The organism is Enterobacter sp. QK-SA4, assembly GCF_056856775.1.
Genome location: NZ_JBXFXH010000007.1, coordinates 1,209,750 through 1,235,555, shown reverse-complemented (window position 1 = coordinate 1,235,555; position 25,806 = coordinate 1,209,750). Strand labels below are relative to the sequence as shown.

General features: G+C 57.3%; 24 protein-coding genes. 4 read left to right on the top strand and 20 right to left on the bottom strand.

The features are described from left to right. Positions 1-44: 44 nt before the first annotated feature. From pepB to trmJ, 10 genes are all read right to left on the bottom strand, one after another. The gene (gene pepB, locus AC1VYI_RS07570; RefSeq protein ID WP_226484193.1) at positions 45-1,331 is read right to left on the bottom strand and encodes an aminopeptidase PepB; all 1,287 of its coding nucleotides are present in this window, start codon (positions 1,329-1,331) and stop codon (positions 45-47) included. A gap of 180 nt (positions 1,332-1,511) precedes the next feature. Beyond that, positions 1,512-1,712, bottom strand: coding sequence for a Fe-S cluster assembly protein IscX (iscX, locus tag AC1VYI_RS07565; RefSeq protein ID WP_003860650.1), 201 nt, complete (start codon positions 1,710-1,712; stop codon positions 1,512-1,514). 1 nt (position 1,713) lies between these two features. After that, positions 1,714-2,049, bottom strand: a complete 336-nt coding sequence (gene fdx, locus AC1VYI_RS07560; protein WP_003860652.1) for an ISC system 2Fe-2S type ferredoxin — start codon at positions 2,047-2,049, stop codon at positions 1,714-1,716. Between the two features lies 1 nt (position 2,050). Beyond that, positions 2,051-3,901 carry a Fe-S protein assembly chaperone HscA gene (hscA, locus tag AC1VYI_RS07555; RefSeq protein WP_023333038.1) on the bottom strand — a complete coding sequence of 617 codons (1,851 nt, stop codon included), beginning with the start codon at positions 3,899-3,901 and terminating at the stop codon, positions 2,051-2,053. A 14-nt stretch (positions 3,902-3,915) separates the two neighbouring features. After that, the gene (hscB, locus tag AC1VYI_RS07550; RefSeq protein WP_134867274.1) at positions 3,916-4,431 is read right to left on the bottom strand and encodes a co-chaperone HscB; all 516 of its coding nucleotides are present in this window, start codon (positions 4,429-4,431) and stop codon (positions 3,916-3,918) included. 79 nt (positions 4,432-4,510) lie between these two features. Continuing rightward, on the bottom strand, positions 4,511-4,834 hold the full coding sequence (iscA, locus tag AC1VYI_RS07545) for an iron-sulfur cluster assembly protein IscA (protein WP_003860659.1): 324 nt from the start codon (positions 4,832-4,834) through the stop codon (positions 4,511-4,513). Between the two features lie 13 nt (positions 4,835-4,847). Continuing rightward, positions 4,848-5,234 (bottom strand): Fe-S cluster assembly scaffold IscU, encoded by a 387-nt coding sequence (gene iscU / locus AC1VYI_RS07540; protein ID WP_003860661.1) that lies wholly within the window; start codon positions 5,232-5,234, stop codon positions 4,848-4,850. Positions 5,235-5,258: 24 nt separating this feature from the next. After that, positions 5,259-6,473: a cysteine desulfurase gene (gene iscS, locus AC1VYI_RS07535; RefSeq protein ID WP_008502157.1), complete on the bottom strand. Its 1,215-nt coding sequence runs from the start codon at positions 6,471-6,473 to the stop codon at positions 5,259-5,261. A 119-nt stretch (positions 6,474-6,592) separates the two neighbouring features. Beyond that, a complete protein-coding gene (iscR, locus tag AC1VYI_RS07530) occupies positions 6,593-7,084 on the bottom strand; it encodes a Fe-S cluster assembly transcriptional regulator IscR (protein ID WP_045399615.1) in 492 nt (163 codons plus the stop codon). Between the two features lie 216 nt (positions 7,085-7,300). Continuing rightward, positions 7,301-8,026: a tRNA (cytosine(32)/uridine(32)-2'-O)-methyltransferase TrmJ gene (gene trmJ / locus AC1VYI_RS07525; RefSeq protein WP_023308827.1), complete on the bottom strand. Its 726-nt coding sequence runs from the start codon at positions 8,024-8,026 to the stop codon at positions 7,301-7,303. 131 nt (positions 8,027-8,157) lie between these two features. Between trmJ and suhB the strand changes: the two genes are divergently transcribed. Further along, the gene (gene suhB / locus AC1VYI_RS07520) at positions 8,158-8,961 is read left to right on the top strand and encodes an inositol-1-monophosphatase (RefSeq protein WP_023308828.1); all 804 of its coding nucleotides are present in this window, start codon (positions 8,158-8,160) and stop codon (positions 8,959-8,961) included. A gap of 59 nt (positions 8,962-9,020) precedes the next feature. On the opposite strand, the gene AC1VYI_RS07515 is transcribed toward suhB, so the two are convergent. Together AC1VYI_RS07515 and AC1VYI_RS07510 are read right to left on the bottom strand one after the other, a co-directional pair. Further along, positions 9,021-10,001, bottom strand: coding sequence for a nickel/cobalt transporter (locus AC1VYI_RS07515; RefSeq protein ID WP_134867273.1), 981 nt, complete (start codon positions 9,999-10,001; stop codon positions 9,021-9,023). Next, positions 9,992-10,630: a DUF1007 family protein gene (locus tag AC1VYI_RS07510; RefSeq protein ID WP_134867272.1), complete on the bottom strand. Its 639-nt coding sequence runs from the start codon at positions 10,628-10,630 to the stop codon at positions 9,992-9,994. The genes AC1VYI_RS07515 and AC1VYI_RS07510 overlap by 10 nt, the downstream gene beginning before the upstream one ends. A 125-nt stretch (positions 10,631-10,755) precedes the next feature. On the opposite strand from AC1VYI_RS07510, the gene csiE reads away from it, so the two are divergent. Then, positions 10,756-12,033, top strand: a complete 1,278-nt coding sequence (gene csiE, locus AC1VYI_RS07505) for a stationary phase inducible protein CsiE (protein WP_134867271.1) — start codon at positions 10,756-10,758, stop codon at positions 12,031-12,033. On the opposite strand, the gene AC1VYI_RS07500 is transcribed toward csiE, so the two are convergent. Next, positions 12,028-13,173 carry a 3-phenylpropionate MFS transporter gene (locus AC1VYI_RS07500; protein WP_134867270.1) on the bottom strand — a complete coding sequence of 382 codons (1,146 nt, stop codon included), beginning with the start codon at positions 13,171-13,173 and terminating at the stop codon, positions 12,028-12,030. The genes csiE and AC1VYI_RS07500 overlap by 6 nt on opposite strands. Positions 13,174-13,289: 116 nt before the next feature. Then, complete coding sequence (locus AC1VYI_RS07495; protein WP_045355304.1) at positions 13,290-13,781, bottom strand: DUF2569 domain-containing protein; 492 nt, start codon at positions 13,779-13,781, stop codon at positions 13,290-13,292. Positions 13,782-13,930: 149 nt separating this feature from the next. Between AC1VYI_RS07495 and AC1VYI_RS07490 the strand changes: the two genes are divergently transcribed. Next, positions 13,931-14,353, top strand: coding sequence for a DoxX family protein (locus AC1VYI_RS07490; protein ID WP_032667909.1), 423 nt, complete (start codon positions 13,931-13,933; stop codon positions 14,351-14,353). Positions 14,354-14,407: 54 nt separating this feature from the next. Here AC1VYI_RS07490 and glyA read toward each other — a convergent pair whose 3' ends face one another. Further along, positions 14,408-15,661: a serine hydroxymethyltransferase gene (gene glyA, locus AC1VYI_RS07485; protein ID WP_008502165.1), complete on the bottom strand. Its 1,254-nt coding sequence runs from the start codon at positions 15,659-15,661 to the stop codon at positions 14,408-14,410. Positions 15,662-15,965: 304 nt separating this feature from the next. Here glyA and hmpA point away from each other — a divergent pair, with 304 nt between their 5' ends. Next, positions 15,966-17,156, top strand: a complete 1,191-nt coding sequence (gene hmpA / locus AC1VYI_RS07480; protein WP_134867269.1) for an NO-inducible flavohemoprotein — start codon at positions 15,966-15,968, stop codon at positions 17,154-17,156. Positions 17,157-17,234: 78 nt separating this feature from the next. Here hmpA and glnB read toward each other — a convergent pair whose 3' ends face one another. The 5 genes from glnB to purL form a co-directional block, all read right to left on the bottom strand. Next, positions 17,235-17,573, bottom strand: coding sequence for a nitrogen regulatory protein P-II (gene glnB, locus AC1VYI_RS07475; RefSeq protein WP_003860685.1), 339 nt, complete (start codon positions 17,571-17,573; stop codon positions 17,235-17,237). Positions 17,574-17,638: 65 nt separating this feature from the next. Further along, on the bottom strand, positions 17,639-18,976 hold the full coding sequence (gene glrR / locus AC1VYI_RS07470; protein ID WP_134867268.1) for a two-component system response regulator GlrR: 1,338 nt from the start codon (positions 18,974-18,976) through the stop codon (positions 17,639-17,641). After that, a complete protein-coding gene (gene qseG, locus AC1VYI_RS07465; protein WP_023308836.1) occupies positions 18,963-19,700 on the bottom strand; it encodes a two-component system QseEF-associated lipoprotein QseG in 738 nt (245 codons plus the stop codon). The genes glrR and qseG overlap by 14 nt, the downstream gene beginning before the upstream one ends. 1 nt (position 19,701) lies before the next feature. After that, positions 19,702-21,129 (bottom strand): two component system sensor histidine kinase QseE/GlrK, encoded by a 1,428-nt coding sequence (qseE, locus tag AC1VYI_RS07460; protein ID WP_045355302.1) that lies wholly within the window; start codon positions 21,127-21,129, stop codon positions 19,702-19,704. A 534-nt stretch (positions 21,130-21,663) separates the two neighbouring features. Then, positions 21,664-25,551 carry a phosphoribosylformylglycinamidine synthase gene (purL, locus tag AC1VYI_RS07455; protein ID WP_047173872.1) on the bottom strand — a complete coding sequence of 1,296 codons (3,888 nt, stop codon included), beginning with the start codon at positions 25,549-25,551 and terminating at the stop codon, positions 21,664-21,666. Between the last annotated feature and the right edge of the window lie 255 nt (positions 25,552-25,806).

Below are 25,806 nucleotides of genomic sequence, written 5' to 3'. Positions count from 1 at the left end.
TCCCCTCTCCCCTTGGGAGAGGGTTAGGGTGAGGGCAATAAAGATTACTCAGCCGTCAGCAGGTTCGCCACGGTACGCACGCCCAGACCGGTCGCGCCAGCGGACCACTGCTCAACCGCCGCTTTACGGTAGGTTGCGGAGCAGTCGATGTGCAGCCAGCCTTCGTGATAATTCTCAACGAAGTGGGACAGGAAGCCTGCCGCCGTGCTTGCACCTGCAGGGTACGCCGTGCTCGCGGTGTTGTTCAGCTCGGCAAAGTTGGACGGCAGCTGGCTGCGGTGGAACTCGGCCAGCGGCAGACGCCAGAACGGTTCGTTTTCGGCAGCGGCGCTTGCCAGCAGGCGAGCGGCCAGCTTGTCGTCAAAGCTGAACAGCGCGTGGTAGTCGTTGCCCAGAGCGGTTTTTGCCGCGCCGGTCAGGGTCGCCATGTCAATAATCAGCTCTGGCTTCTGGGCAGACGCGTCGATCAGGCCATCGGCCAGCACCAGGCGGCCTTCGGCGTCGGTGTTCATCACTTCGACGTTTTTGCCGTTGCGATAGCGAATGATGTCGCCCAGCTTGAAGGCGTTACCGCTCACCATGTTGTCCGCGCAGCACAGATACAGCTTCACGCGCTTGTTCAGACCGCGGGTAATGGCGAACGCCAGCGCGCCGGTGATAGTTGCCGCGCCGCCCATGTCGGACTTCATGGAGTCCATGAACGCGCTCTGCTTCAGGCTGTAGCCGCCGGTATCGAAGGTGATACCTTTACCCACCAGGCAGGCAAAGACCGGCGCCGCTTTATCGCCGGTTGGGTTGTAATCCAGCGCCAGCAGGACCGGAGGACGCTCAGAACCACGGCCCACGGTGTGGATACCCATGTAATTCTGCTCGCGCAGGTCTTCACCTTTGGTAATGCGGTAGGACATCTTGTCGCCCGCCACGCCGCACAGCAGGTCAACCGCGCGCTGCGCCAGCTGCTCAGGACCAAGCTCTTCCGCCGGGGCGTTGATGGTGTCACGCACCCAGTCGATGATTTGCAGGCGGCTTTCCAGCTCTTTTTGACCGGCAGCGTCAAGGTTTGCCCACTCAATTTTGCGGGTGCCTTTCGGCCCTTTGTAGCCAGCCCAGAATGCCCAGCTGCGGTCGGTGTCCCAGCCTTCGCCTTCCAGGGACACATGCTTAATGCCCAGGCCGTCAATTTTACGCGCGGCGCGCTGGATCAGGCCCAAATCATCGTTGCCCGTCAGGTGCAGGGTAATGCCGTCGTTGTTGATGCTGTAGGTGGCTTTCTCGCCCCAGCGCGCATCGGCTGGCTGCGTAGAGAGCGTAATCTTCATCGCTTCGGTCATTTTATTTATCCTTATTAGCAAACGGGCCGCCTGAAGGCAGCCCATAGAGTCTCTTTCCACTAAATGATTCGCGTTGCAGGAAGGCGGCAAGCGAGTGAATCCCCGGGAGCAGAGATAACTCTGTGACCGGGGTGAACAAGCGCAGCCAACGCATCGGCAACGTGAAGCATGACGTGGAAATTATTCTGCTTCATCTAACCAGACTAACAGAATCGCCTCCAGAATTTTTTCATTGGATGCGTTTGGATCGTCGTCGAAATCCTCTAAATCGCAGATCCACTGGTGCATGTCGGTGAATCGTACGGTCTTCGGATCGAGATCCGGGTTCGCGTCGTAGAGCGCTTCGCCGATTTCGCGGCTGTCTGTCCACTTAAGTCCCATATCAATGCTCGCGTGCGTGGTTGATGGTGTAGCGTGGGAATTCCACGACCAGATCTTCATCGGTCACCGCGGCCTGGCAGCTCAGGCGGCTGTCAGGCTCCAGACCCCATGCTTTATCCAGCATGTCGTCTTCGTCTTCGGTGCTCTCGGCGAGAGAGTCAAAACCTTCACGCACGATGCAGTGGCAGGTGGTGCAGGCACAGGATTTTTCACAGGCGTGTTCCACTTCGATACCTGCACGCAGGGCAACATCGAGAATGGTTTCACCGGTCTTCGCTTCCAGAACAGCGCCATCCGGACAGAGGTCCGCATGAGGCAAAATAACAATCTTTGGCATATTAAACCTCGTCCACGGACTGGCCTTTCAGCGCGACGCGGACAGATTTGTCCATGCGGCGAGCAGCAAAGTCCTGGGTTTGTTTATCAACGTTTTTAATGGCTTCTTCTATTGCGTCAGCGTCATTGCCTTCTGCTACTGCGCTCAAGCGCGCGGCAGCGTCGTCAATCACCTGACGCTCAGCGGCGCTTAACAGCGCGGCATCGGCAGCGAGCGCGCCGTTCAGGCTTTCCAGCACGCGTGCGGCTTCAACTTTTTGTTCAGCCAGCATACGCGCCTTCACATCCTGCTCGGCGTAGCTCATTGAGTCCTGAATCATGGAGGCGATTTCGCCATCGGTCAGGCCGTAGGACGGCTTCACCTGAATGGACGATTCCACGCCGGTGGATTTTTCCATCGCCGTGACGCTTAGCAGACCGTCGGCGTCCACCTGGAAGGTAACGCGAATATGCGCCCCGCCCGCAGGCAGCGCCGGGATGCCGCGCAGCGCAAAGCGAGCCAGAGAGCGGCAGTCCTGCACCAGCTCGCGCTCGCCCTGCATTACGTGGATGGACATCGCGGTCTGACCGTCTTTGAAGGTCGTGAACTCCTGCGCGCGCGCCACCGGAATAGTGGTGTTACGCGGGATCACTTTCTCTACCAGGCCGCCCATGGTTTCTAACCCGAGCGACAGCGGGATGACGTCCAGCAGCAGCATTTCGCTGTCCGGCTTGTTGCCGACCAGAATATCGGCCTGGATAGCGGCGCCCACGGCAACTACTTTGTCCGGATCGATGGAGGTCAGCGGCGTGCGGCCAAAGAATTCGCCCACGCGCTCGCGCACCAGCGGCACGCGGGTCGAACCGCCCACCATGACCACTTCCAGCACCTCGTTCGCCTCAACGCCCGCATCTTTCAGTGCGCGACGGCAGGCCAGCAGGGTGCGTTTCACCAGCGGGGCAATCAGATCGCTGAACTGGTCGCGGGCGATCTCACCCTGCCAGCCCGCAACGTTTACGGTAACCGTCTGCGCATCGCTCAGGGCTATTTTAGCGTCGATGGCCGCATCCAGCAGTTCACGCTGCACGCGCGCATCGCTGCGATCGCTGATGCCCGCCTGCTCGCGAATGTAGTCCGCCAGCAGATGGTCGAAGTCATCGCCGCCCAGTGCGGAATCCCCGCCGGTCGCCAGCACTTCAAATACCCCGCGGCTTAAGCGCAGGATCGAGATATCAAAGGTACCGCCGCCGAGATCGTAAACCGCAATGACCCCTTCCTGACCGGAGTCGAGGCCGTAGGCAATCGCCGCCGCCGTCGGTTCGTTCAGCAGGCGCAGCACGTGCAGGCCCGCCAGACGCGCAGCGTCTTTGGTGCCCTGACGCTGTGCATCGTCAAAATAGGCCGGAACGGTGATGACTACGCCGTCCAGATCGCCGCCGAGCGTCGCCGTAGCGCGCGCGGCCAGCGCTTTGAGGATGTCGGAGGAAACGCGAATCGGGTTCAGCAGACCGGCCGCGGTCGCAATCATCGGCAGGCCGTTTTCACTGGCCTGCAGCTGATACGGCAGATGCGGATAGCGGGTCTGAATATCGGCCAGCGAGCGGCCCATCATGCGCTTTACGGAGCTGATGGTGTTGGCCGGATCGCGCGCGGCGTTGGCGCGGGCGTCATAGCCGACCGCGTGACCCTGCTGCTGGTAGTGGACCACGGAAGGCAGCAGATGGCGGCCCTGCTCGTCGGCCAGCGTTTCCGCCTGGCCGCTGCGCACGGTCGCCACGAGGGAATTGGTGGTGCCCAGATCGATACCCACCGCCAGACGACGCTGGTGCGGTGCGGCACTTAAGCCAGGCTCACTAATTTGTAATAAGGCCATAATTGCTTCCGAAATTAAAAATCGAGCAGCTTTTCTTCGAGTTGTTCAGCACTGCTTCGCAGTTTATCGAGAAAACGGAGTTTGCGCACAGTGTCTGCCGCCGCGTCCCAGGTCTCGTTGTTCAGTTGCTCCACCATCTGCTGATGGCGGGTATCGAACATGCCCTTCACGCGCGTGATGAAGCTTTCCAGACGCGCTTCGTCTTTGGCCTGTTCAATCTCATCCAGCTCTTCGCGAAGCTCCAGCTGTTCCATCAGAAACGCGGTGTCGCGCACGGTATGCTGTTCGCTCGCCAGATCGAAACCGTGGAGCGAGAGCAGATATTCTGCACGCGCCAGCGGATGGCGCAGCGTCTGCCAGGCCTGGTTGATGGTCGCAGAGTGCGATACCGCAGACAGCTGTTCTGCCTGAGTACCACTGGCGAATTTATCCGGGTGATACTGACGCTGAAGATCCTGAAAACGGATCGTCAGCGCCTGGAGATCAATCGGGTATTGAACGGGTAGTCCGAAGAGAGTGAAATAATCCATAACAATCTCAGGGGTAGCCTGTTAGAACAAACCCCACGCGCAGCGGGTAAGCCACGGTGGGGTTTCGGATGACGCGCGGTTAAACGTGGAAGCTTTCGCCGCAACCACACTCGTCTTTGACGTTCGGGTTCGTGAATTTGAACCCTTCGTTCAGGCCTTCTTTAACGAAGTCCAGCTGAGTGCCGTTGAGGAATTGCAGGCTTTTGCCATCGACCACCACCTTCACGCCCTTGTCTTCAAACACGGTATCATCAGACGCCGGTTCATCAACAAACTCCAGTACGTAAGCCATACCAGAACAGCCGGAGGTACGTACGCCCAGTCGCAGGCCAAAGCCTTTACCACGGTTCGCCAGAAAAGAGCTTACTCGCGCGGCAGCGCTGTCGCTAAGGGTAATCGACATACTCAAACCTCAATTATTTTGCTTCACGTTTGCTTTTATAGTCCGCAATGGCGGCTTTGATCGCGTCTTCTGCCAGAATTGAACAGTGAATTTTCACCGGTGGCAGTTCGAGTTCTTCAGCAATATCGGTGTTCTTGATTGCCTGTGCTTCGTCCAGGGACTTGCCCTTCACCCATTCGGTGACCAGGGAGCTGGACGCGATAGCAGAACCGCAGCCGTAGGTCTTGAAGCGCGCGTCTTCAATGATACCTTCATTGTTGACTTTAATCTGCAACTTCATCACGTCGCCACACGCCGGTGCGCCAACCATGCCGCTACCGACAGATTCGTCGCTGTTGTCAAAAGAGCCAACGTTGCGCGGGTTTTCGTAATGATCGATGACTTTTTCGCTGTATGCCATGATTGAATTCTCCTTATGTACCGATTAGTGATGTGACCATTCAATGCTGTTCAGATCCACGCCCTGCTTGAACATTTCCCACAGTGGAGAAAGGTCGCGCAGACGGCCGATGGAGTTGCGAACCAGCTTGATGGTGTAGTCAATCTCTTCTTCGGTAGTGAAACGACCTAAAGAGAAACGGATAGAGCTGTGTGCCAGCTCGTCGGTCATGCCCAGCGCGCGCAGCACGTAGGATGGCTCCAGGCTTGCAGACGTACAGGCGGAACCGGAAGAAACGGCCAGGTCTTTCAGCGCCATGATCAGCGATTCGCCTTCAACATAGTTGAAGCTGACGTTGAGGATGTTCGGTGCGCCCTGCTCGAGATCGCCGTTCAGATACACTTCTTCCATATCTTTCACGCCGTCCCACAGACGGTTACGCAGCGTGCGCAGGCGCGCCATCTCGGTTTCCATCTCTTCTTTTGCAATGCGGTACGCTTCGCCCATGCCCACGATCTGGTGAACAGGCAGAGTGCCGGAACGCATGCCGCGCTCGTGACCGCCGCCGTGCATCTGTGCTTCGATGCGGATACGCGGTTTACGACGAACGTACAGCGCGCCGATCCCTTTCGGGCCATAAATTTTGTGGCCGGAGAAGGACATCAGGTCCACTTTCAGCTGGCTCAGATCGATAGGCAGTTTGCCCACGCTCTGGGTCGCGTCAACGTGATAGATGATACCGCGCGCGCGGCACATTTCGCCGATGGTTGCGATGTCCTGAACGACGCCGATTTCGTTGTTAACGTGCATGATGGAAACCAGAATGGTGTCATCACGCATGGCCGCTTCGAGCTCTTTCAGGTCGATGATCCCGTTGCTCTGTGGCGCCAGGTAAGTCACTTCGTACCCTTCACGCTCCAGCTGGCGGCAGGTATCCAGCACGGCTTTGTGTTCGGTTTTGCTGGTGATGATGTGCTTGCCTTTTTTCTGATAAAAGTTGGCTGCACCTTTGATCGCCAGGTTGTCGGATTCGGTCGCACCGGAGGTGAATACAATCTCACGCGGGTCGGCACCCACCAGGTCGGCAATCTGATTACGGGCGATATCAACCGCCTCTTCAGCATGCCAGCCAAAACGGTGTGAACGGGAAGCTGGGTTACCAAAGTTTCCGTCCAGGGTCAGACACTGCATCATTTTCTCGGCAACACGCGGGTCCACCGGCGTGGTTGCGGAGTAATCGAGATAAATCGGTAATTTCATTGCTCTTTAAACTCCGTACATCGCTTCAATGCAAGGAATCAGGCAACCGGCTGGATGTACGACCGAGTACACGGGGCGAGTCTTCGCCCCGGCCTGATTCTGAAATACTTATCGTTTTATTACGCGCGTAATTTGACGTCGATAGCGTCCTGCGCGCGGGTGCTGCGTTGGGAATCATGGCCGTGCTGACGGCCCGATACGTCCAGAACTTCCTGGTTATTCACCAGCTCACCGAGGGTGATGTTGTTCAGGAAGCCGGTCAGACGGTCGCTCAGATCGCGCCACAGCGCGTGGGTCAGGCACTTATCGCCGCCCTGGCAGCCGCCTTTACCCTGGCAACGGGTCGCGTCAACGGATTCGTCAACTGCGCTAATCACTTCACCAACTGCAATACTGCCCGCGTCTTTACCCAGCAGATAACCACCGCCTGGACCACGAACGCTGGAAACCAGTCCATTTTTACGCAGTCTGGAGAACAGCTGTTCCAGGTAAGAGAGGGAGATCCCTTGTCGTTCAGAAATATCAGCCAACGGAACCGGGCCCGCTTCGGAGTTGAGCGCAACGTCCAGCATCGCGGTCACGGCATAACGCCCTTTAGATGTCAGTCTCATGTCTTACTTAACCTCAAACTCGCCCCTGCCCGGGGTTTTTTATTGTAAAATGGGGGTATTGCATAGCAGGGCCAAGTCTGACATTCCTGACTAAAATGGTCAACTATTTACTTGACTGTTTTAGTCAGGTATTTAACGTTCCGTGCCTTCATAACCCAGGTGCGGTCTGATGCCCTCACCCTAGCCCTTTCCCGCGGGGAGAGGGGGAAATCGACACTACTCTTTATTCTTCTGCTCAATCGACGCCAGAATCCCGCGCAGGATGTTCAGCTCCTGGCTTTCCGGGCGAGCGCGGGTAAACATACGGCGCAGCTTGTTCATCACCTGGCCCGGGTGGCCTTCACGAATAAAGCCGGTTGAGAGCAGCGTCTGCTCCAGGTGACCGTAGAAGCGCTCAAGGTCGTCCACCAGCGGGTAGACCGTCTCTTCTTTAGGCTCTACCTGTTTCTCCTGCGTCGCCAGCCACGCCATACGCACCTCATAGGCGATAACCTGCACCGCCATCGCCAGGTTCAGCGAGCTGTATTCCGGGTTCGCCGCGATGGCGACGTGATAGTGGCACTTCTGCAGCTCGTCGTTGGTCAGGCCAACGCGCTCGCGGCCAAACACCAGCGCAACCGGTGCCTGCTCCGCTTCTGAGACGCTTTTCAGGCCGCATTCGCGCGGATCCAGCATCGGCCACGGCAGCGTGCGTGAACGCGCGCTGGTCCCGACAACGAGGCTGCAGCCGGCCAGCGCTTCGTCAAGGGTATCGACGATCTGGGCGTTGCCGATCACGTCGCTGGCACCGGCCGCCAGGGCGATAGCCTGCGAGTCAGGTTTCACCAGCGGATTAACCAGCCACAGGTTCGTTAAGCCCATGGTTTTCATAGCGCGGGCAACGGAGCCCATGTTGCCGGTGTGCGATGTTTCGACCAGCACGATTCGAATGTTTTGCAGCATAATTTTTAATGTCTGAATTCAGCGTCTGAAGAATATTCCGGCATATTATCATAAACGGGAGACATAATCCGATCCCACTGCTATACTCTGCGCCGATTTTCCTGTTCTTTAACATCCAGTGAGAGAGACCGATGCATCCGATGCTGACCATCGCCGTGCGCGCAGCGCGCAAGGCGGGTAATGTAATTGCCAAACACTACGAAACGCCAGACTCCGTAGAAACCAGCCAGAAAGGCAGCAATGATTTCGTGACTAACGTCGATAAAGCCGCAGAAGCGATTATTATCGAAACGATCCGCAAATCTTACCCGCAGCACACCATCATCACCGAAGAAAGCGGTGAACATGAAGGTACCGATCAGGATGTTCAATGGGTTATCGATCCACTGGATGGCACCACCAACTTTGTTAAACGCCTGCCACACTTCTCTGTGTCTATCGCAGTACGCATTAAAGGCCGTACTGAAGTCGCCGTTGTTTACGATCCAATGCGTAATGAACTGTTCACCGCTACCCGCGGTCAGGGCGCACAGCTGAACGGCTACCGTCTGCGCTGCAGCAACGCACGCGATCTGGACGGCACCATTCTGGCGACCGGTTTTCCGTTCAAGGCGAAACAGCACGCGACCACCTATATGAATATCCTGGGCAAACTGTTTACCGAATGCGCTGACTTCCGCCGCACCGGTTCTGCCGCGCTGGATCTGGCCTACGTGGCGACCGGCCGCGTTGACGGTTACTTCGAGCTGTCTCTGAAGCCGTGGGACTTTGCTGCGGGCGAGCTGATCGCACGTGAAGCAGGCGCCATCGTATGTGATTTCACCGGCGGCCATAACTATATGTCTACCGGCAACGTCGTTGCAGGTAACCCACGCGTTGTTAAAGCCATGCTGGCAAACATGCGTGATGAACTGAGCGATGCGCTGAAGCGTTAATCCAGTTAGTTAAGCCCGGTGGCGCTACGCTTACCGGGCCTACAAAATCCCTCAGTACGCTAGAAAGGCCGCAATCCCCTTCCCACCGGCACCGCGCTCATCCACATCGTCACCGCCGCCACCAGCAGAATCACTCCGCCCGCCAGCGCAAGCGTTGTCCACCCTACCTGCCGCCACAGCACCGGCGTTTTATTGCCGCTCAGTTTGACCGCCAGCTGACGGAAGCTATGAACCAGCAGCGCTAAAGACGAAATGGTGAGAGACGTTCCTGCCGCCATCGCCAGCGCAGAGAGCATTCCCCAGCCAAACACGCCAATCACCTTACTGAACAGCAGCACCATGATGGCCCCCGAACACGGGCGCATGCCCATCGAGAGAACAATCATCAGTCGCGCGCGCCAGTCGTCGCCGTTCTGCAACTGTTCCTGCGTGGGCAAATGCTGATGCCCGCAGCCGCAGTTTTCATCATGAACGTGGTGCGGCGTAAAGGATTTGAACGTTGGCTTTCGCAGCAGCGCGCGCAGCTTTTTCAGCGCCCGCCAGCAGAGGATCAGCCCCAGCACGCCGACCAGCGCGTAACTCCCCTTCTCCAGCCAGAAACTGCTCATGTGCAGCTGGCGCGCGGGAAGCTGCAACAGCGAAAGCACGACAACGACGAGCGCAATCGCCACGCTGCCCTGAAGCAGCGAGGAGGCCAGCGTCAGCCCGATACTCGATTTCAACTTCGACGGATGGGTGGCGAGCCAGGTCGCGATCACGATTTTGCCGTGCCCCGGCCCCAGCGCGTGCAGAACGCCATAGATAAAGCTGAACGCCAGCAGGGATCCGCCCGCTTTGGTCGGGTTCTCCGCCACCGCCTTCAGCAGTCCGCTCATCTGCTGGTTGACCTCACGCTGCCAGACGATGCTTTTCATCATCACCTGCGGCCAGGCCTGCCATAGCCAGAGCGAACCGCAAACGGCTAGCAGGAGAAAGAGCGCCAGCGGCCAGAGGTGCAGCCAGCGGCGCGGTTTACGAACCGGAGAAGAGATCACTGACATTGTAACGTCACCTCCTGCGCGAACTGTTTACCCAACTCCATGTCCTCAGGGGGTGCATCTTCTTTATCAAGCGAGATCGCAAAGTTCAGCGTCTCTTCGCTGGGTTTCGGGGTGTGCACGCCAATTTTGCAGTTTTTTTGCAGAGCGTCCGGCAGCCGTACGTCGCCGTCTTTGTCATAGCGCATGTCGACATAGTAGGTAGGATCAAAGGTAGAAAAGCGGTACGTTTGCCCCGCCAGCGGCTGCGGATGCGCCAGCGGAAGCACAAACGTCAGCACCGCCTGATGCCCGTCACGCGCCATACCGTATTCCGTTGGCCGGTTCAGAAATTTGACCTTCTGCCCGTTGTGCCAGAATTCCGTGAAGTAGTGCTGGCCGAGCACGTTGGCCATCACTTCCGCCGCCAGCTTTTTCCAGATTTCATCGCCGGGCTTAGCGTTTCCCGCATCATAGAGCAGATCGGCCGAGGTGATTTCATCCATCGTCCAGCGCATCTTCAGGCCGCTCAGCTGCGTGCCGTCGGTAACCAGCTCGGTCTGGAGGTCAATAAAACTGTGAGGGTGTGCGCTGGCGGTGAAGCTGATAACCGCCAAAAATAACGCCATCGCACTTTGTTTAACTGTTTGCATCAATTCCTCACGTCAAAAATTCTGTGATGTTCCCCAGCAATCCTGAGTGAAAGGCCTGCCGGCGCGCTTTTCAGCGCTCATCCTTTAGCTATTCTTATCAAACATTCACACTGGATACCCGACAGATGATGACGACGCTTGAAATTCCATCTGTGCTTTCCAGTTCGCAGCGCCGCTGCCAGGTGCTTTTGATGCTTTACCTGCCCGATGCTGCCGTCACCGCACAGAGCATAATTGCTGCCAACGGGGTGGACGACGCGATGGCACGGCAAGATATAGCCGAGACGCGCGATGAAATCCAGCGCTATCACCGGCTGGACATCGTCACGCACCACGACGGCAGCTTCCGGATTGAAGGCACATCCCTGAATCAGCGTTTATGCCTGCTGCACTGGCTGCGCCGGGCGCTGCGGCTTTGCCCGCAGTTTGTCTCGCACCAGTTTACCCCCGCATTAAAAACCGCGCTTAAACAACACGGCATTGCGCGGCCGCTTTACGATGATGCGAACCTGCGGGCGCTGATCGGCTTCTGCTCCCGCAAGCTGCAGCGCCAGTTTGAATGCCGCGACGTCCAGTTTTTACAGCTCTATCTGCAATACTGTCTTATTCAGCATCAGCTCGGGAATACGCCGCAGTTTTCTCACGTTCAGCGCAGCTGGACCCAGTCGAGAGGGGAGTATTTTACGGCCCAGGAGATCGTGCGTCACTGGAGACGTCGCGTGCCGCAGGGTGCGCACGGGGATGAACAGCTGTTTCTGGCCCTGCTGTTTATGATGCTCCGCACGCCCGATCCGGTGCTCGATAAACACCAGCAGGATCAGCGCTTGCGTCGGGCCATCGTGCGCATGGTCGCTCGTTTTCGCTCGCAGACCGGGATGAACTTCAGCGATGAGCAAGGGCTGACCGATCAGCTATATATCCATCTGGCTCAGGCGCTGGACCGCTCGCTGTTTGAGATCGGCATCGACAATAGCCTGCCGGAGGAGATCCATCGCCTTTATCCCCGGCTCTTACGCACCACAAAGGAAGCGCTGTTTGAGCTGGAGGCGGAGTTTGGGCTGCGTTTTTCAGATGAAGAGATGAGTCTTGTCGCGGTGATTTTCGGTGCCTGGCTGATGCAGGAGACCGATCTGCACGAAAAACAGGTGATCCTGCTGACGGGAGACGATAAAGCCACCGAGGACCTGATTGAACAGCAGCTTCGCGAGCTGACGCTGCTGCCGCTCAACATTCGCTATCTGACGCTGCAGGCTTTCCAGAAAGAGGGGGCACCGCGCGAAGCCGCGCTGGTTATCACCCCCTACCCTACCGTCCTGCCGCTGTTCTCGCCGCCGCTGATACATGCCGTTGAGACATTGAACGCGCAGCAGCAAGAACATATTCGCGCCATGCTGGAATCATAGCGAGGCGCGAGCGGCCACTTTAGGACGAACAACGATGGCGGGTAAGGCGACCAGCGCCATCACCCAGAAGACCCCATGCCCCAGATGCTGGTAGAGGAACCCCGCAAAGACCGTCATGATCGCGATACTGCCCCCCATCGCGACCGCCGAATAGACGGCCTGCAGGCGAATAACGTCTCCGCCCTCGCGCGCTGCGATATAGCGCATGGCCGCCAGATGGCACACTGTAAAGGTGCCGCAGTGAAGGACTTGCGCCACTATCAGCCATGGCAGATCGGTCGTCCAGCCCATAATCCCCCAGCGCGCCACGCCGCACACGGCGGAAAGCAGCAGCAGGTCTCGCGCGCCAAAGCGGCGGAACAGCTTCTTGCTCAGGGCGAAGATAATGACTTCGGCCACTACCCCCAGCGACCACAGATAGCCCACTGCGGAAGCAGAGTATCCCGCCCCCTGCCAGTAGATGGCGCTGAAGCCATAGTATGCCGCATGCGCCCCCTGAAGCAGACAGACACATGCCAGAAAACGCCAGCTCTGGGCCACCAGACTCCGCCAGGCGGGCCAGCCTGCGCTCTCCTGATGGCGGCTTTCCCCTTGCGGCATCACCGAAGGACGCAGCAGCATGCCCAGCAGCATTGAGGCAATACCGATACTCAGCAGGGCGAGAATGGCGCGGTAATCGTAAAGGCTGACCAGTTTGCCCACCAGCGCGGAACCTATCACAAAGGCAATAGAGCCCCACAGGCGCACGCGGCCATAGTCCATGGTGATCTGCTTTTGCCAGGTGTTCGCCAGGGCATCCGTTAGCGGCACCAGCGGTGAGAAGAACAGGTTAAAGCCGACCATCACCACCATCAGCCAGGCAAACTGGTGGCTGACCCAGAAGCAGGCAACAAAGACCAGCGTCAGCAGAGCAAGAATACGCACGGCCTTGATCAGCAAGGAGGGATCGCTGACGCGCGGGGCAATCAGCAGGCTGCCGAGGAAACGCGCCACCAGCCCGGCCCCCAGCAGGACACCGATGGTCTCAGGAGTCAGGCCGATACCCTTGAGCCAGACGCTCCAGAAAGGAAGAAAAATACCGTAGCTAAAAAAATAGGTGAAATAACTGAGCGCCAGCCAGCGCGTGGAATGCAAGACCATGAATCCCTCCCGAAATCGAGGCCATAGTCTGGCGTTAAATCAAAGCCTGCGCAAGCAACTATTAACAAGTGAATAACACGCACATTTTACAGGGCCATGGCGGCCCTGCGAAACGTCTAGCGCACAAAGACCTGATTAATGCGTTTGGAAACCAGGAAGTAGGGGATCCAGATCGATGCGCCAACAATGGAGGAAAGCGCATTGCGAATATCAGCCGTATCCAGCCTTGCGTCGAAGAGCCAGGCAGGTATGCCCACAAAATAAAGCATAAAGACAACGCCCATTAAATAGTAGGGAATGATGATCTTACGGATACCCGACTTTCTTTTAAAGAAATACCAGCCTGCGGCCGCGGTCAGTGCCACATCAATTATCATTACCGCGATACCCACGGCCCCAAACAGGTTAATTCCCCCTGACTGGAAAAAGTGGAACATCGCCGCAAAGTAATTCCATGCTCCAATAGGCGTCATGATGAGGTTAATCACCAGGCCCGCCGCCGGGAGATAAAGCAGCCCGTTAATTTTCTTTTCGTCTGCACGCTCACACTGATTACAAAGCCCGGATTCTTTATTTGCCTCTTCTTGCTGACATGATATGCACTGCATAAATTTCCCTTGCCAAAGAAAAGAGACAATTTTACACGAAGTCTGAATTTAACATCACGCGAACGCCTGATTTATGAAGAAAAGCTGAATGGAAGACTATGGATTTGTGTATTAATTTTAAATTGGGTCCCCTGAAAAATGAGCCAGCTATGAACACTCTACGTTATTTAGATTTCGGTCAGTCACGTCACCTGCTGCTGCTGATTGGCCGCATCGCGCTTGTCGTGCTGTTTATTATCTTTGGTTATCCAAAACTGACGGGGTTTAGCGGCACCGTACAATATATGACCTCGCTGGGTGCGCCGATGCCCATGCTGGCGGCCATTATTGCGGTGGTAATGGAAGTGCCTGCCGCTATCCTGATCGTCCTGGGCTTTTTCACCCGTCCTCTCGCGGTACTGTTTGTATTCTATACCCTCGGAACCGCGGTGATTGGGCACCACTACTGGGATATGACAGGTGATGCGGTCGTGCCGAATATGATTAACTTCTATAAGAACGTCAGTATTGCTGGCGCCTTTATTTTGCTGGCGATTGTCGGACCTGGAGCCATTTCCCTCGACCGGCGTTAAGCCATAAAAAAAGGCCGCAAGCGCGGCCTTTTTTATTTCTGCCAGGCAGAGGAATTATGCGTAAACCGGGAAGCGTGCGCAGATATCCAGAACTTTACCTTTGACGCGCTCGATAACCGCTTCGTCATTGATGTTGTCCAGAACGTCACACATCCAGCCAGCCAACTCTTTAACTTCCGCTTCTTTAAAGCCGCGGCGAGTTACGGCCGGAGAACCGATACGGATACCGGAGGTCACGAACGGGCTCTTCGGATCGTTTGGCACGCTGTTTTTGTTCACGGTGATGTTGGCGCGGCCCAGGGCTGCGTCAGCTTCTTTACCGGTCAGGTTCTTATCAACCAGATCCAGCAGGAACAGGTGGTTTTCAGTACCGCCGGATACCACTTTGTAGCCACGGTTCAGGAACACTTCCACCATCGCTTTGGCATTCTTAGCAACCTGCTGCTGATAAACCTTGAACTCAGGCTCCATCGCTTCTTTCAGCGCGACCGCTTTTGCCGCGATAACGTGCATCAGCGGGCCACCCTGCGCGCTTGGGAATACAGCGGAGTTCAGTTTTTTGTACAGCTCTTCGTCACCGCCTTTCGCCAGGATCAGGCCACCGCGTGGACCCGCCAGGGTTTTGTGGGTGGTGGTGGTCACAACGTGAGCGTGTGGAACCGGGTTCGGGTAAACGCCAGCGGCAATCAGGCCCGCAACGTGCGCCATGTCGACGAACAGGTAAGCACCGATGCTGTCCGCGATTTCACGCATTTTTGCCCAGTCAACGATACCGGAGTAAGCAGAGAAGCCACCGATGATCATCTTCGGTTTGTGCTCTTTAGCCTGCTTCGCCATGTCTTCGTAGTCAATTTTACCGGACTCATCAATACCGTAAGGGATGATGTTGTACAGTTTGCCGGAGAAGTTAACCGGGGAGCCGTGAGTCAGGTGGCCGCCCTGCGCCAGGTTCATACCCAGAACGGTATCGCCCGGCTGCAGCAGCGCGGTGTAGACCGCGAAGTTAGCCTGAGAGCCAGAGTGCGGCTGCACGTTCGCGTAGTCAGCGCCAAAGAGTTCTTTCGCACGGTCGATAGCCAGCTGCTCAACGATATCAACGTACTCGCAACCACCGTAGTAGCGCTTGCCCGGGTAACCTTCAGCATATTTGTTAGTCAGCTGAGAACCCTGCGCCTGCATGACGCGCGGGCTGGTGTAGTTTTCGGAGGCGATCAGTTCGATGTGCTCTTCCTGACGTACTTTTTCCTGCTCCATAGCCTGCCACAGTTCGGCATCATAATCGGCAATGTTCATTTCACGCTTTAACATCCGCATCTCCTGACTCAGCTAACAAGTAAATTTTGGCCTGAAAAGGCAGTCCTGTTGGACGACGGGCAACAGTATAACTGATTAGTTCTGTGATAACAGGTCTTGACAAACGATTTTACGCAAACGTTTTCCTACCCGCCACGCAAGGGTTTGAGGAATAAAGCTCTCGCTCTTTCCAGCGGATTTCTTTTCAGGTTTGTGATGCATATTTTTCATCTTGCAAAGAACCATTTACAACGCAGGGGTATTTTTTATAAGATGCATTTAAAATACATCATTAAAGTCACATCAGAAGGATGCGCTCATGCTCGACGCTCAAACCATCGCTACCGTTAAAGCCACCATTCCCCTGCTGGTGGAAACCGGCCCTAAACTCACCGCCCATTTCTACGATCGCATGTTCACGCACAACCCGGAGCTCAAGGAAATTTTCAACATGAGCAACCAGCGTAACGGCGATCAGCGCGAAGCGCTTTTCAACGCCATCGCGGCCTACGCCAGCAATATTGAAAACCTGGCGGCACTGCTGCCCGCGGTGGAAAAAATCGCGCAGAAGCACACCAGCTTCCAGATCCAGCCCGAGCAGTACAACATTGTGGGTGGCCACCTGCTGGCAACGCTGGACGAGATGTTCAGCCCGGGCCAGGAGGTGCTGGACGCGTGGGGGAAAGCCTACGGCGTGCTGGCAAACGTGTTTATCAACCGCGAAGCGCAGATCTACAGCGAAAATGCCAGCAAGAACGGCGGCTGGGAAGGCACGCGCGCCTTCCGCATCGTTGAGAAAACGCCGCGCAGCGCGCTGATTACCAGCTTTGAATTTGAGCCAGTGGACGGACAGCCGGTTGCCGATTACCAGCCGGGCCAGTATCTGGGCGTGTGGCTGAAGCCTGAAGGTTTCCCGCATCAGGAGATCCGCCAGTATTCTCTTACCCGCAAGCCAAACGGCAAAGGCTACCGCATTGCGGTGAAGCGTGAGGACGGCGGTCAGGTATCCAACTGGCTTCACAACGAAGCTAACGTGGGCGACGTGGTTCATCTGGCCGCGCCGGCGGGCGATTTCTTCATGGCCGTTGAAGCGAATACCCCGGTTACGCTGATCTCTGCGGGCGTCGGCCAAACGCCAATGCTGGCGATGCTTGATACGCTGGCGAAAGCCAACCACGGTGCGCAGGTCAACTGGTTCCACGCTGCGGAAAACGGTGACGTACACGCCTTTGCTGATGAAGTGAAAACGCTCGGGGCGTCCCTGCCGCGCTTCACCGCGCACACCTGGTATCGCCTGCCGACGGATGCAGACCGCGCGGCCGCACGATTTGACAGCGAAGGTATGATGAATTTAAGCCTGATGGAAGGGGCGTTTAGCGCGCCGGACATGCAGTTCTACGTCTGCGGGCCGGTGGCGTTTATGCAGTATGCCGCGAAGCAGCTGGTGGAGCTGGGTGTGAACAAAGACAACATTCATTATGAATGTTTCGGGCCCCATAAGGTGCTGTAATGAAAAAGCCCCTCGTTCGAGGGGCTTTTTTTCGCCGGGTGGTTGCACCTTACCCGGCCTACAAAACCGTTGGCATTGTTAAATCGCGGCGTCGTCTTCTTCGCCGGTACGAATACGGATCACGCGCGCCACGTCAAAGACGAAGATTTTACCGTCGCCGATTTTGCCCGTCTGCGCCGTGCGGATAATGGTATCCACGCAGGTATCGACGATATCGTCGCTGACCACGATTTCAATTTTTACTTTCGGCAGAAAGTCGACCATGTACTCTGCGCCACGGTAAAGCTCGGTGTGGCCCTTCTGACGACCAAAACCTTTCACTTCCGTCACGGTCATCCCGGTGATGCCGACTTCCGCCAGCGCTTCACGCACGTCATCCAGTTTGAAAGGTTTAATAATCGCATCAATCTTTTTCATGGTGGGTCCTTAAACTCTTGCCTGTAAGCTGCCTCGTAATCGATTGCTCACAGTACCATACGGCATTACTCTTTAAAATCGTTTGCTTCCAGCTCGTGGCGCGACAGCAGCTTGTAGAACTCGGTGCGGTTGCGTCCGGCCATGCGCGCCGCGTGGGTCACGTTGCCTTTGGTGATCTGCAATAGCTTACGCAGATAGTTCAGCTCAAACTGATTCCGCGCTTCCGCAAACGTCGGCAGGGCCGTGTTTTCCCCTTCCAGCGCCTGCTCCACCAGCGCATCGCTGATCACCGGTGAGGAGGTCAGCGCCACGCACTGCTCAATCACGTTCACCAGCTGGCGCACGTTACCCGGCCAGCCTGCGGCCATCAGCCGCTTCATCGCGTCGGTGGAAAACGCGCGCACGAATGGTTTATGGCGATCGGCCGCCTGGCGCAAAAGATGGTTCGCCAGCAGCGGAATGTCTTCCGCACGCTCCGCCAGCGCCGGGATCTTCAGATTCACCACGTTCAGACGGTAGTAGAGATCTTCGCGAAACTCGTTGCGGGCCATCACTTTTGGCAAGTCGCGGTGGGTAGCGGAAATAATGCGTACGTTAATATCAATGTCGCGATTGCTGCCCAGCGGGCGAACTTTTCGCTCCTGCAATATGCGCAGCAGTTTGACCTGCAGCGGCGCGGGCATGTCGCCAATCTCGTCCAGGAACAGCGTGCCCCCTTCCGCGGCCTGGAACAGCCCTTCCCGGCTGCTCACCGCGCCGGTGAATGCGCCGCGGGCGTGACCAAACAGTTCAGATTCGAGCAGCTGTTCTGGAAGCGCGCCGCAGTTAATGGCGATAAAGGCGTTTTTACTGCGCGGGCTGGCGTTATGGATCGCCTGCGCCAGGATCTCTTTCCCGGTTCCGCTCTGGCCGTTGATGAGCACGCTGACGTCGGACTGCGCCACCATCCGGGCCTGTTCAAGCAGACGCAGCATAATGGGGCTGCGGGTGACGATGGACTCCCGCCACGCTTCATCCCCCGCCGGGGCGGCGTGTTCCAGCGCGCTGTCGATAGCCTTATAAAGCGCGTCTTTGTCCACCGGCTTGGTCAGGAAGCTGAAGACCCCCTGCTGCGTCGCGGCAACCGCATCCGGGATCGACCCGTGCGCCGTCAGGATAATCACGGGCATACCCGGCTGCTGCTTCTGGATCTCCGCGAACAGCTGCAGACCATCCATTTCGTCCATCCGCAGGTCGCTTATTACCAGATCGATTTTCTCGCGGCTGAGGATCTTCAGTCCTTCCAGCCCGCTTTCAGCGGTCACGACGCTGTAGCCTTCACTCACCAGACGCATCCCCAGCAGCTTTAACAGTCCGGGATCGTCATCTACTAGTAAAAGATGGGCAGGTTTACGGCTCGTCATGCTTCACATCCTCTTGTTTCGGCGTATCGCTGTCCGGTGCAGCGGATGAACTCCCCGGCTGATATTTACGCGACGAGAGCTGCCTTTCGATATCCGTCAGGTTTTCCAGCTTGCGCGTCGTGGTATCCAGCTGCGTACGTAAATGTTGCTGCTGTTGACGCAGCGTATCAAGCTCGCTGTCGGTTGACTGCTGCAGCTTGCTGTAGCGGGAGCGCTCTTCAGACAGCTGAAGCTGTAATGTCTGCCCATCGCGCCAGAGCTGGTATACCGGGCGTACCTGCACAGGAAGATTGACTACAAACGTGTCCAGCCGGGTGACATTGACGCGGCGTTCAACGGGGGTGATTTTCGCATCTGCGAGTAAAATCCCGCGCTTGAAAGCGTCCTGCCAGGTGTCGTCATCCAGCATCGCCGCCTTCGAGCGGGCGTCTACCGGCGCAAGACGCTGGGCGCAATCTATCCCACGCAGCCAGAACAGCGGGTTGCTTTCAACGTCATGTCCTGACAGGTTCCAGATATCGTCGCAGCGGGTTGAGAGGAAATCTGCCAGCTGGTTATCGGGCCATTTATCTTCTTGTTTATCGCTAATTGCACTTTGTGGCGCATGGGAAACACACCCTGCCAGAAATAAACAGGGCAGGCTCAGGCGAAGCGTGTTGCAGGAAAACACCGCGCGTACGGCGCGGAAAAAGACGTGTGACATACTCACCAGACATAGATTCATTTTATTGATTTTTCCGGCTCACGGGCAGTTCGATACGGAAGCAAACGTCTGAACGTTCGTCCGCTGCAATGTTTAGCTCACCCTGCATGCGTCTTATGCAGTCCCGGGCGATGCTCAAGCCCAGCCCGCTTCCTTTAACCGCGCCTTTCCGCTGATGACTCCCCTGGAAAAAGGGTTCGAAGATCATGGTTTTTTCGTCATCGGGGATCGGGGTGCCGGTGTTTGCGACGTCAATAAACACCCGTGAACCATTCGTATTACTTCGGATATAAATGTTACCGGATTCAGTACCATAGTGCACCGCATTGGAGTAAAGATTATCCAGAACGCTCATCAGCAGCATGGGTTCAGCCAGGCACGCAGGCGCATTCAGCTCAACGCCGGTATGCATCATTTTAGCTCTTGCTGGCAAGCTGTGGGCGGAGATCACCATATCCACCAGCGGCTCAATTTCAACGTTTTCCAGTACGACCGCCCCGTCAGCCAGCTTGCGGTTGTAATCCAGCAGTTGCTCAATCAGCTTTTGCAGATTGCGGCTGCTGTTATCCAGGATCTCGACAATTTCTTTCTGTTCTGGCGTAAGGGGCCCGGCCACTTCGTCCGCCAGCAGCTCCGTCCCTTCACGCATGCTGGCCAGCGGCGTTTTAAGCTCATGGGAGATATGGCGCAGGAACTGATGGCGCTGTGATTCGAGCCACGCCAGGCGCTCGGACAGCCAGATAATGCGCTGGCCTACGGATCGCAGCTCGCGGGGACCTTTAAAGGCTACCGTATCCCCGAGCGATTTCCCCTCCCCCAGACGGTTGATCATACGCTGAATGCCCTTCACCGGGCCGATGATCATGCGGGTAAAGAGCAGAACCAGCCCCAGGCTCACCAGGAACAGCACCAGCGCCTGCCAGCCGAAGAACTGGCCACGCTCGGCAATCTCCTGCTGGAGCTGCTGGCCGCGAGAGAAAATCACCGCGCGCGTTGACTGCACCATCTCGGTGTTGGCGCTGGCAAATGCTTCGAGGCGCGCGGCGGCGGCGGCATCCGGGCCGCTGTTGCTGCACTGCAGCTGCGCGAGATCGTTCAAATCCTGACGTAACGCCTGATACAGCTTGTCATCAGGCAAGACCCCCGCGTGAGCGTCCAGCATTTCGCTGTAGCGTTTACGCTGACTCTGATAAACCTTTTCCAGCGTCCGATCGTCAAGCACGCAATACTGACGATAGCTACGCTCCATCTCCAGCGCGGCGTTGGTCATTGCTTCACTGCGTCTGGCGTCGATGAGCGTCGTGCGGTTGGTCAAAGCCGCCTGCGCGCTCAGCGCGTTCAGGCTTTGCCACGCCTGCCAGGCAAGGATCAGCAGCGGCAGCAGGATCAGCAGGAAGGCCATCATGACGAGCTGCCGCAGGGAGCGGGGGAAAACGGGCCAGCGTTTCAACGCATTACTCTCTTAATGGGGATTTACGCAGAGCGTAACTGAGTCTGCCCTTCAGATACAACAAAGCCGGGTAAAAACCCGGCTTTGTCATGGAATGAGGCGGTGCCTAACTCGACGTTTCGCCCTGGCCTGATAAAGCATCGCTATGATCAGTAGTTGGACGGCAGGCACCTTTTTGTGCGTCATTCGAAGTTTATGTAGCGCGTCCCGAAGGGGCTGACATAAGAAGGTGAATGAGCCACTGGTTAATATTATGCAACACCCGTGCCAAAATGCAAAACAAAATATTAACAGTTTGAAATATATGAGTTTTACTCGTTTAGCCTGTTAATTATCGGTTGAATGATTTCCAGGCTAAGTGTCGCTGTTAAGCAACACCTTAACGGGAACCTTTACTGCCACATATAAATCAATGAGTTAAATGTCGCCTTTTGGAGACAGTTGGATTACGGGTCTGTCGCGTAATTGCGACACAAATAAAAAAGCCCGGTGGAGCTTTCGCTTACCGGGCCTGGAAGGGTGTGGGGCTAAAACTTAACCCAACTGCTTACGCGCGTTGCGGAAGATACGCATCCACGGGCTGTCCTCGCCCCAGTTGTCCGGGTGCCAGGAGTTGCTCACGGTACGGAATACGCGTTCCGGGTGCGGCATCATGATGGTCGCGCGACCGCTTTCGCTGGTCACCGCCGTAATACCGTTGGCGGAGCCGTTCGGGTTAGCCGGGTAAGTTTCAGTCACCTTGCCGAAGTTATCGACAAAGCGCAGCGCCACCAGGCCTTTGCTCTCCAGCTGAGCCAGATGCGCAGCATCACGTACTTCTACCTGACCTTCACCGTGGGAAACGGCGATTGGCATCTGAGAACCGACCATTCCCTGCAGCAGCAGAGACGGGCTTTGGGTCACTTCCACCAGGCTGAAGCGCGCCTCGAAGCGGTCAGACTGGTTGCGCACAAAGCGCGGCCAGGCTTCGCTGCCCGGGATCAGCTCGCGCAGGTTAGACATCATCTGGCAGCCGTTACACACGCCCAGCGCCAGGGTCTGCGGACGGTGGAAGAAGGTTTCGAACTCGTCGCGCACGCGGCTGTTGAACAGGATGGACTTCGCCCAGCCTTCGCCCGCGCCCAGCACGTCGCCGTAGGAGAAGCCGCCGCACGCCACCAGCGCCTGGAAATCTTCCAGACCGGTACGTCCGGCCAGCAGGTCGCTCATGTGGACGTCGATAGCGTCAAAGCCCGCGCGGTGGAAGGCAGCCGCCATCTCAACGTGGGAGTTGACGCCCTGCTCGCGCAGCACGGCCACTTTTGGACGCGCGCCGGTCGCAATGTACGGCGCAGCGATATCTTCGTTAATGTCGAAGGAGAGCTTCACGTTCAGGCCTGGATCCTGGTCATTCGCTTTCGCGTTATGCTCCTGATCGGCACATTCCGGGTTATCACGCAGGCGCTGCATCTGCCAGGTGGTTTCCGCCCACCACATGCGCAGCGTGGTGCGGCTTTCGCTGAATACCGCGTGACCGTCTGCTTCAATCACGAAGCGGTCGCCCTGAACGGCTTTACCCAGATAGTGCACGCAGTCTGCCAGACCGTGCTTCGCCAGAATCGCTTCAACCGCGTCGCGATCCGCCGCGCGCACCTGAATCACGGCGCCCAGCTCTTCGTTGAACAGCGCCGCCAGACGGTCTTCGCCCAGCGTCGCAATGTTCGCTTCCACGCCACAGTGGCCGGTGAAGGCCATCTCTGCCAGGGTCACCAGCAGGCCGCCGTCGGAACGGTCGTGGTAGGCCAGCAGCTTACGCTGCGCCACCAGCGCCTGAATCGCGTCGTAGAAGCCTTTCAGCTGGGCCACGTCACGCACGTCGGCTGGCTTATCGCCGAGCTGACGGTAAACCTGCGCCAGCGCGGTAGCACCCAGCGCGTTGTGGCCTTTACCCAGGTCAATCAGCAGCAGGGCGTTGTCTTCGGTCGCAAGCTGCGGCGTAACGGTGTGACGCACGTCTTCCACGCGGGCAAACGCGGTGATCACCAGCGACAGCGGAGAGGTCATCTCGCGCTGCTCGCTGCCTTCCTGCCAGCGGGTTTTCATCGACATGGAGTCTTTGCCCACCGGAATGGTCAGGCCGAGGGCAGGACACAGCTCCTCGCCCACCGCTTTCACGGCTTCATACAGGCCAGCATCTTCGCCAGGGTGGCCGGCAGCGGCCATCCAGTTGGCGGAGAGCTTGATACGTTTAATATCGCCAATCTGCGTCGCGGCGATGTTGGTCAGCGCTTCACCGACCGCCAGACGGGCAGAAGCAGCGAAGTCCAGCAGCGCCACCGGGGTACGTTCGCCGAGAGCCATCGCTTCGCCGTAGTAGCTGTCGAGGCTCGCGGTGGTCACGGCGCAGTTAGCGACAGGGATCTGCCACGGGCCGACCATCTGATCGCGCGATACCATACCGGTCACGGTGCGGTCGCCGATGGTCACCAGGAAGGTTTTCTCTGCCACAGCAGGCAGATGCAGCACGCGGTTGACCGCTTCTGCCACGGTGATGCCCTGGCGATCCAGCGCTTTGCCCGCCGCTTTACGGGTGGTTACGTCGCGGGTCATCTTCGGCGTTTTACCGAGCAGAACGTCGAGCGGCAGATCGATTGGCTGGTTGTCAAAGTGGGTGTCGCTTAAGGAAAGGTGCTGCTCTTCGGTCGCTTCACCGATGACGGCATACGGCGCGCGCTCGCGGCGGCACAGCTCGTCAAACAGCGGCAGCTGGTCGGCAGCAACCGCCAGCACGTAACGCTCCTGGGATTCGTTACACCAGATTTCCAGCGGGCTCATGCCCGGCTCATCGCTCAGGATATCGCGCAGGTTGAAACGCCCGCCGCGGCCGCCGTCGCTTACCAGCTCCGGCATGGCGTTGGACAAACCGCCCGCGCCCACGTCGTGAATGAAGAGGATCGGGTTAGCGTCGCCCAGCTGCCAGCAGCGGTCGATCACTTCCTGGCAGCGGCGCTCCATCTCAGGGTTGTCGCGCTGCACGGAGGCGAAGTCGAGATCCGCATCAGACTGGCCGGAGGCCATAGAAGAGGCCGCCCCGCCGCCCAGACCGATGTTCATCGCCGGGCCGCCCAGTACGATCAGCTTCGCGCCGACGACGATCTCGCCTTTCTGCACGTGATCGGCACGGATGTTGCCGATCCCGCCCGCCAGCATGATCGGCTTGTGGTAGCCGCGCAGCTCTTCGCCGTTGTGGCTGTCCACTTTCTCTTCATAGGTACGGAAGTAACCGTTCAGCGCCGGACGACCAAATTCGTTGTTAAACGCCGCGCCGCCCAGCGGGCCTTCGGTCATGATATCCAGAGCGGTCACGATACGCTCTGGCTTGCCGAAATCTTCTTCCCACGGCTGTTCAAAGCCCGGGATACGCAGGTTAGAGACGGAGAAACCGACCAGACCCGCTTTGGGTTTAGCGCCACGACCGGTCGCACCTTCATCACGGATTTCACCGCCGGAGCCGGTCGCCGCGCCCGGCCACGGGGAGATCGCCGTCGGGTGGTTGTGGGTTTCCACTTTCATCAGGATATGCGCGGGCTCCTGATGGAAGTCATAGCGCCCTGCTTCGCGATCGGCGAAGAAGCGGCCCACCTCGGAACCTTCCATTACCGCGGCGTTGTCCTTATAGGCAGACAGCACGTGGTCAGGGGTTTGCTCCATGGTGTTTTTGATCATTTTGAACAGCGACTTCGGCTGCTGTTCGCCGTCAATAATCCAGTCGGCGTTGAAAATCTTGTGGCGGCAGTGCTCAGAGTTAGCCTGCGCGAACATGTAGAGTTCGATGTCGTTCGGGTTACGGTTGAGCTTAACAAACGCATCCTGCAGGTAATCAATTTCGTCTTCAGCCAGCGCCAGGCCGAGACGCAGGTTGGCGTCAATCAGCGCCTGACGGCCCTGCCCCAGCAGGTCTACGCTCTGTACCGGCGCAGGCTGATGGTGAGAGAAAAGCTTCTGCGCGTCATCGAGAGAGGCAAATACGCTCTCCATCATGCGATCGTGCAGTTCAGCCGCAACCGCCTGCCACTGCGCGTCGCTCAGGGTAGAGGCTTCCACGTAGTACGCCACGCCGCGTTCCAGACGGTTAATCTGGCTCAGGCCACAGTTATGGGCGATGTCGGTGGCTTTGGAAGACCAGGGGGAGATGGTGCCCGGACGAGGCGTCGCAAGGATCAGTTTGCCGGTTGGCGTATGGCTGCTCAGGCTTGGACCATACTTGAGCAGGCGTTCCAGCTGTACGCGCTCCTCTGCATTCAGGGGGGCATTCAGGTCAGCAAAATGGACATACTCAGCGTAAATATTGCTTACCGGAAGGTCGGCCGCCTGAAAACGTGCCAGCAGTTTAGTGATACGGAAGGCAGACAGTGCAGGCGAACCACGCAGAATTTCCATCATAAGTCTCTCGTCTTCGAAGCGCCGGGGCGCTTACAGTGTGCGCAAGGGGGGAAAACGGGCGTCATTATAGAGAATCCTGAGCGCCGACGAAACCGTTTGCGTCGAAATAAAATTTGCACAGAGATTTAACAATAGATGTGACCTGTCTCTCTAATTGGTTGCCAAGTGGCGCAAGTTTACGCAAAATGCCGCTCATTCAATGGCAAACCTTATGATTAACATGGCTACAGCAAACTGAGGCAACCGGCGTCGCAG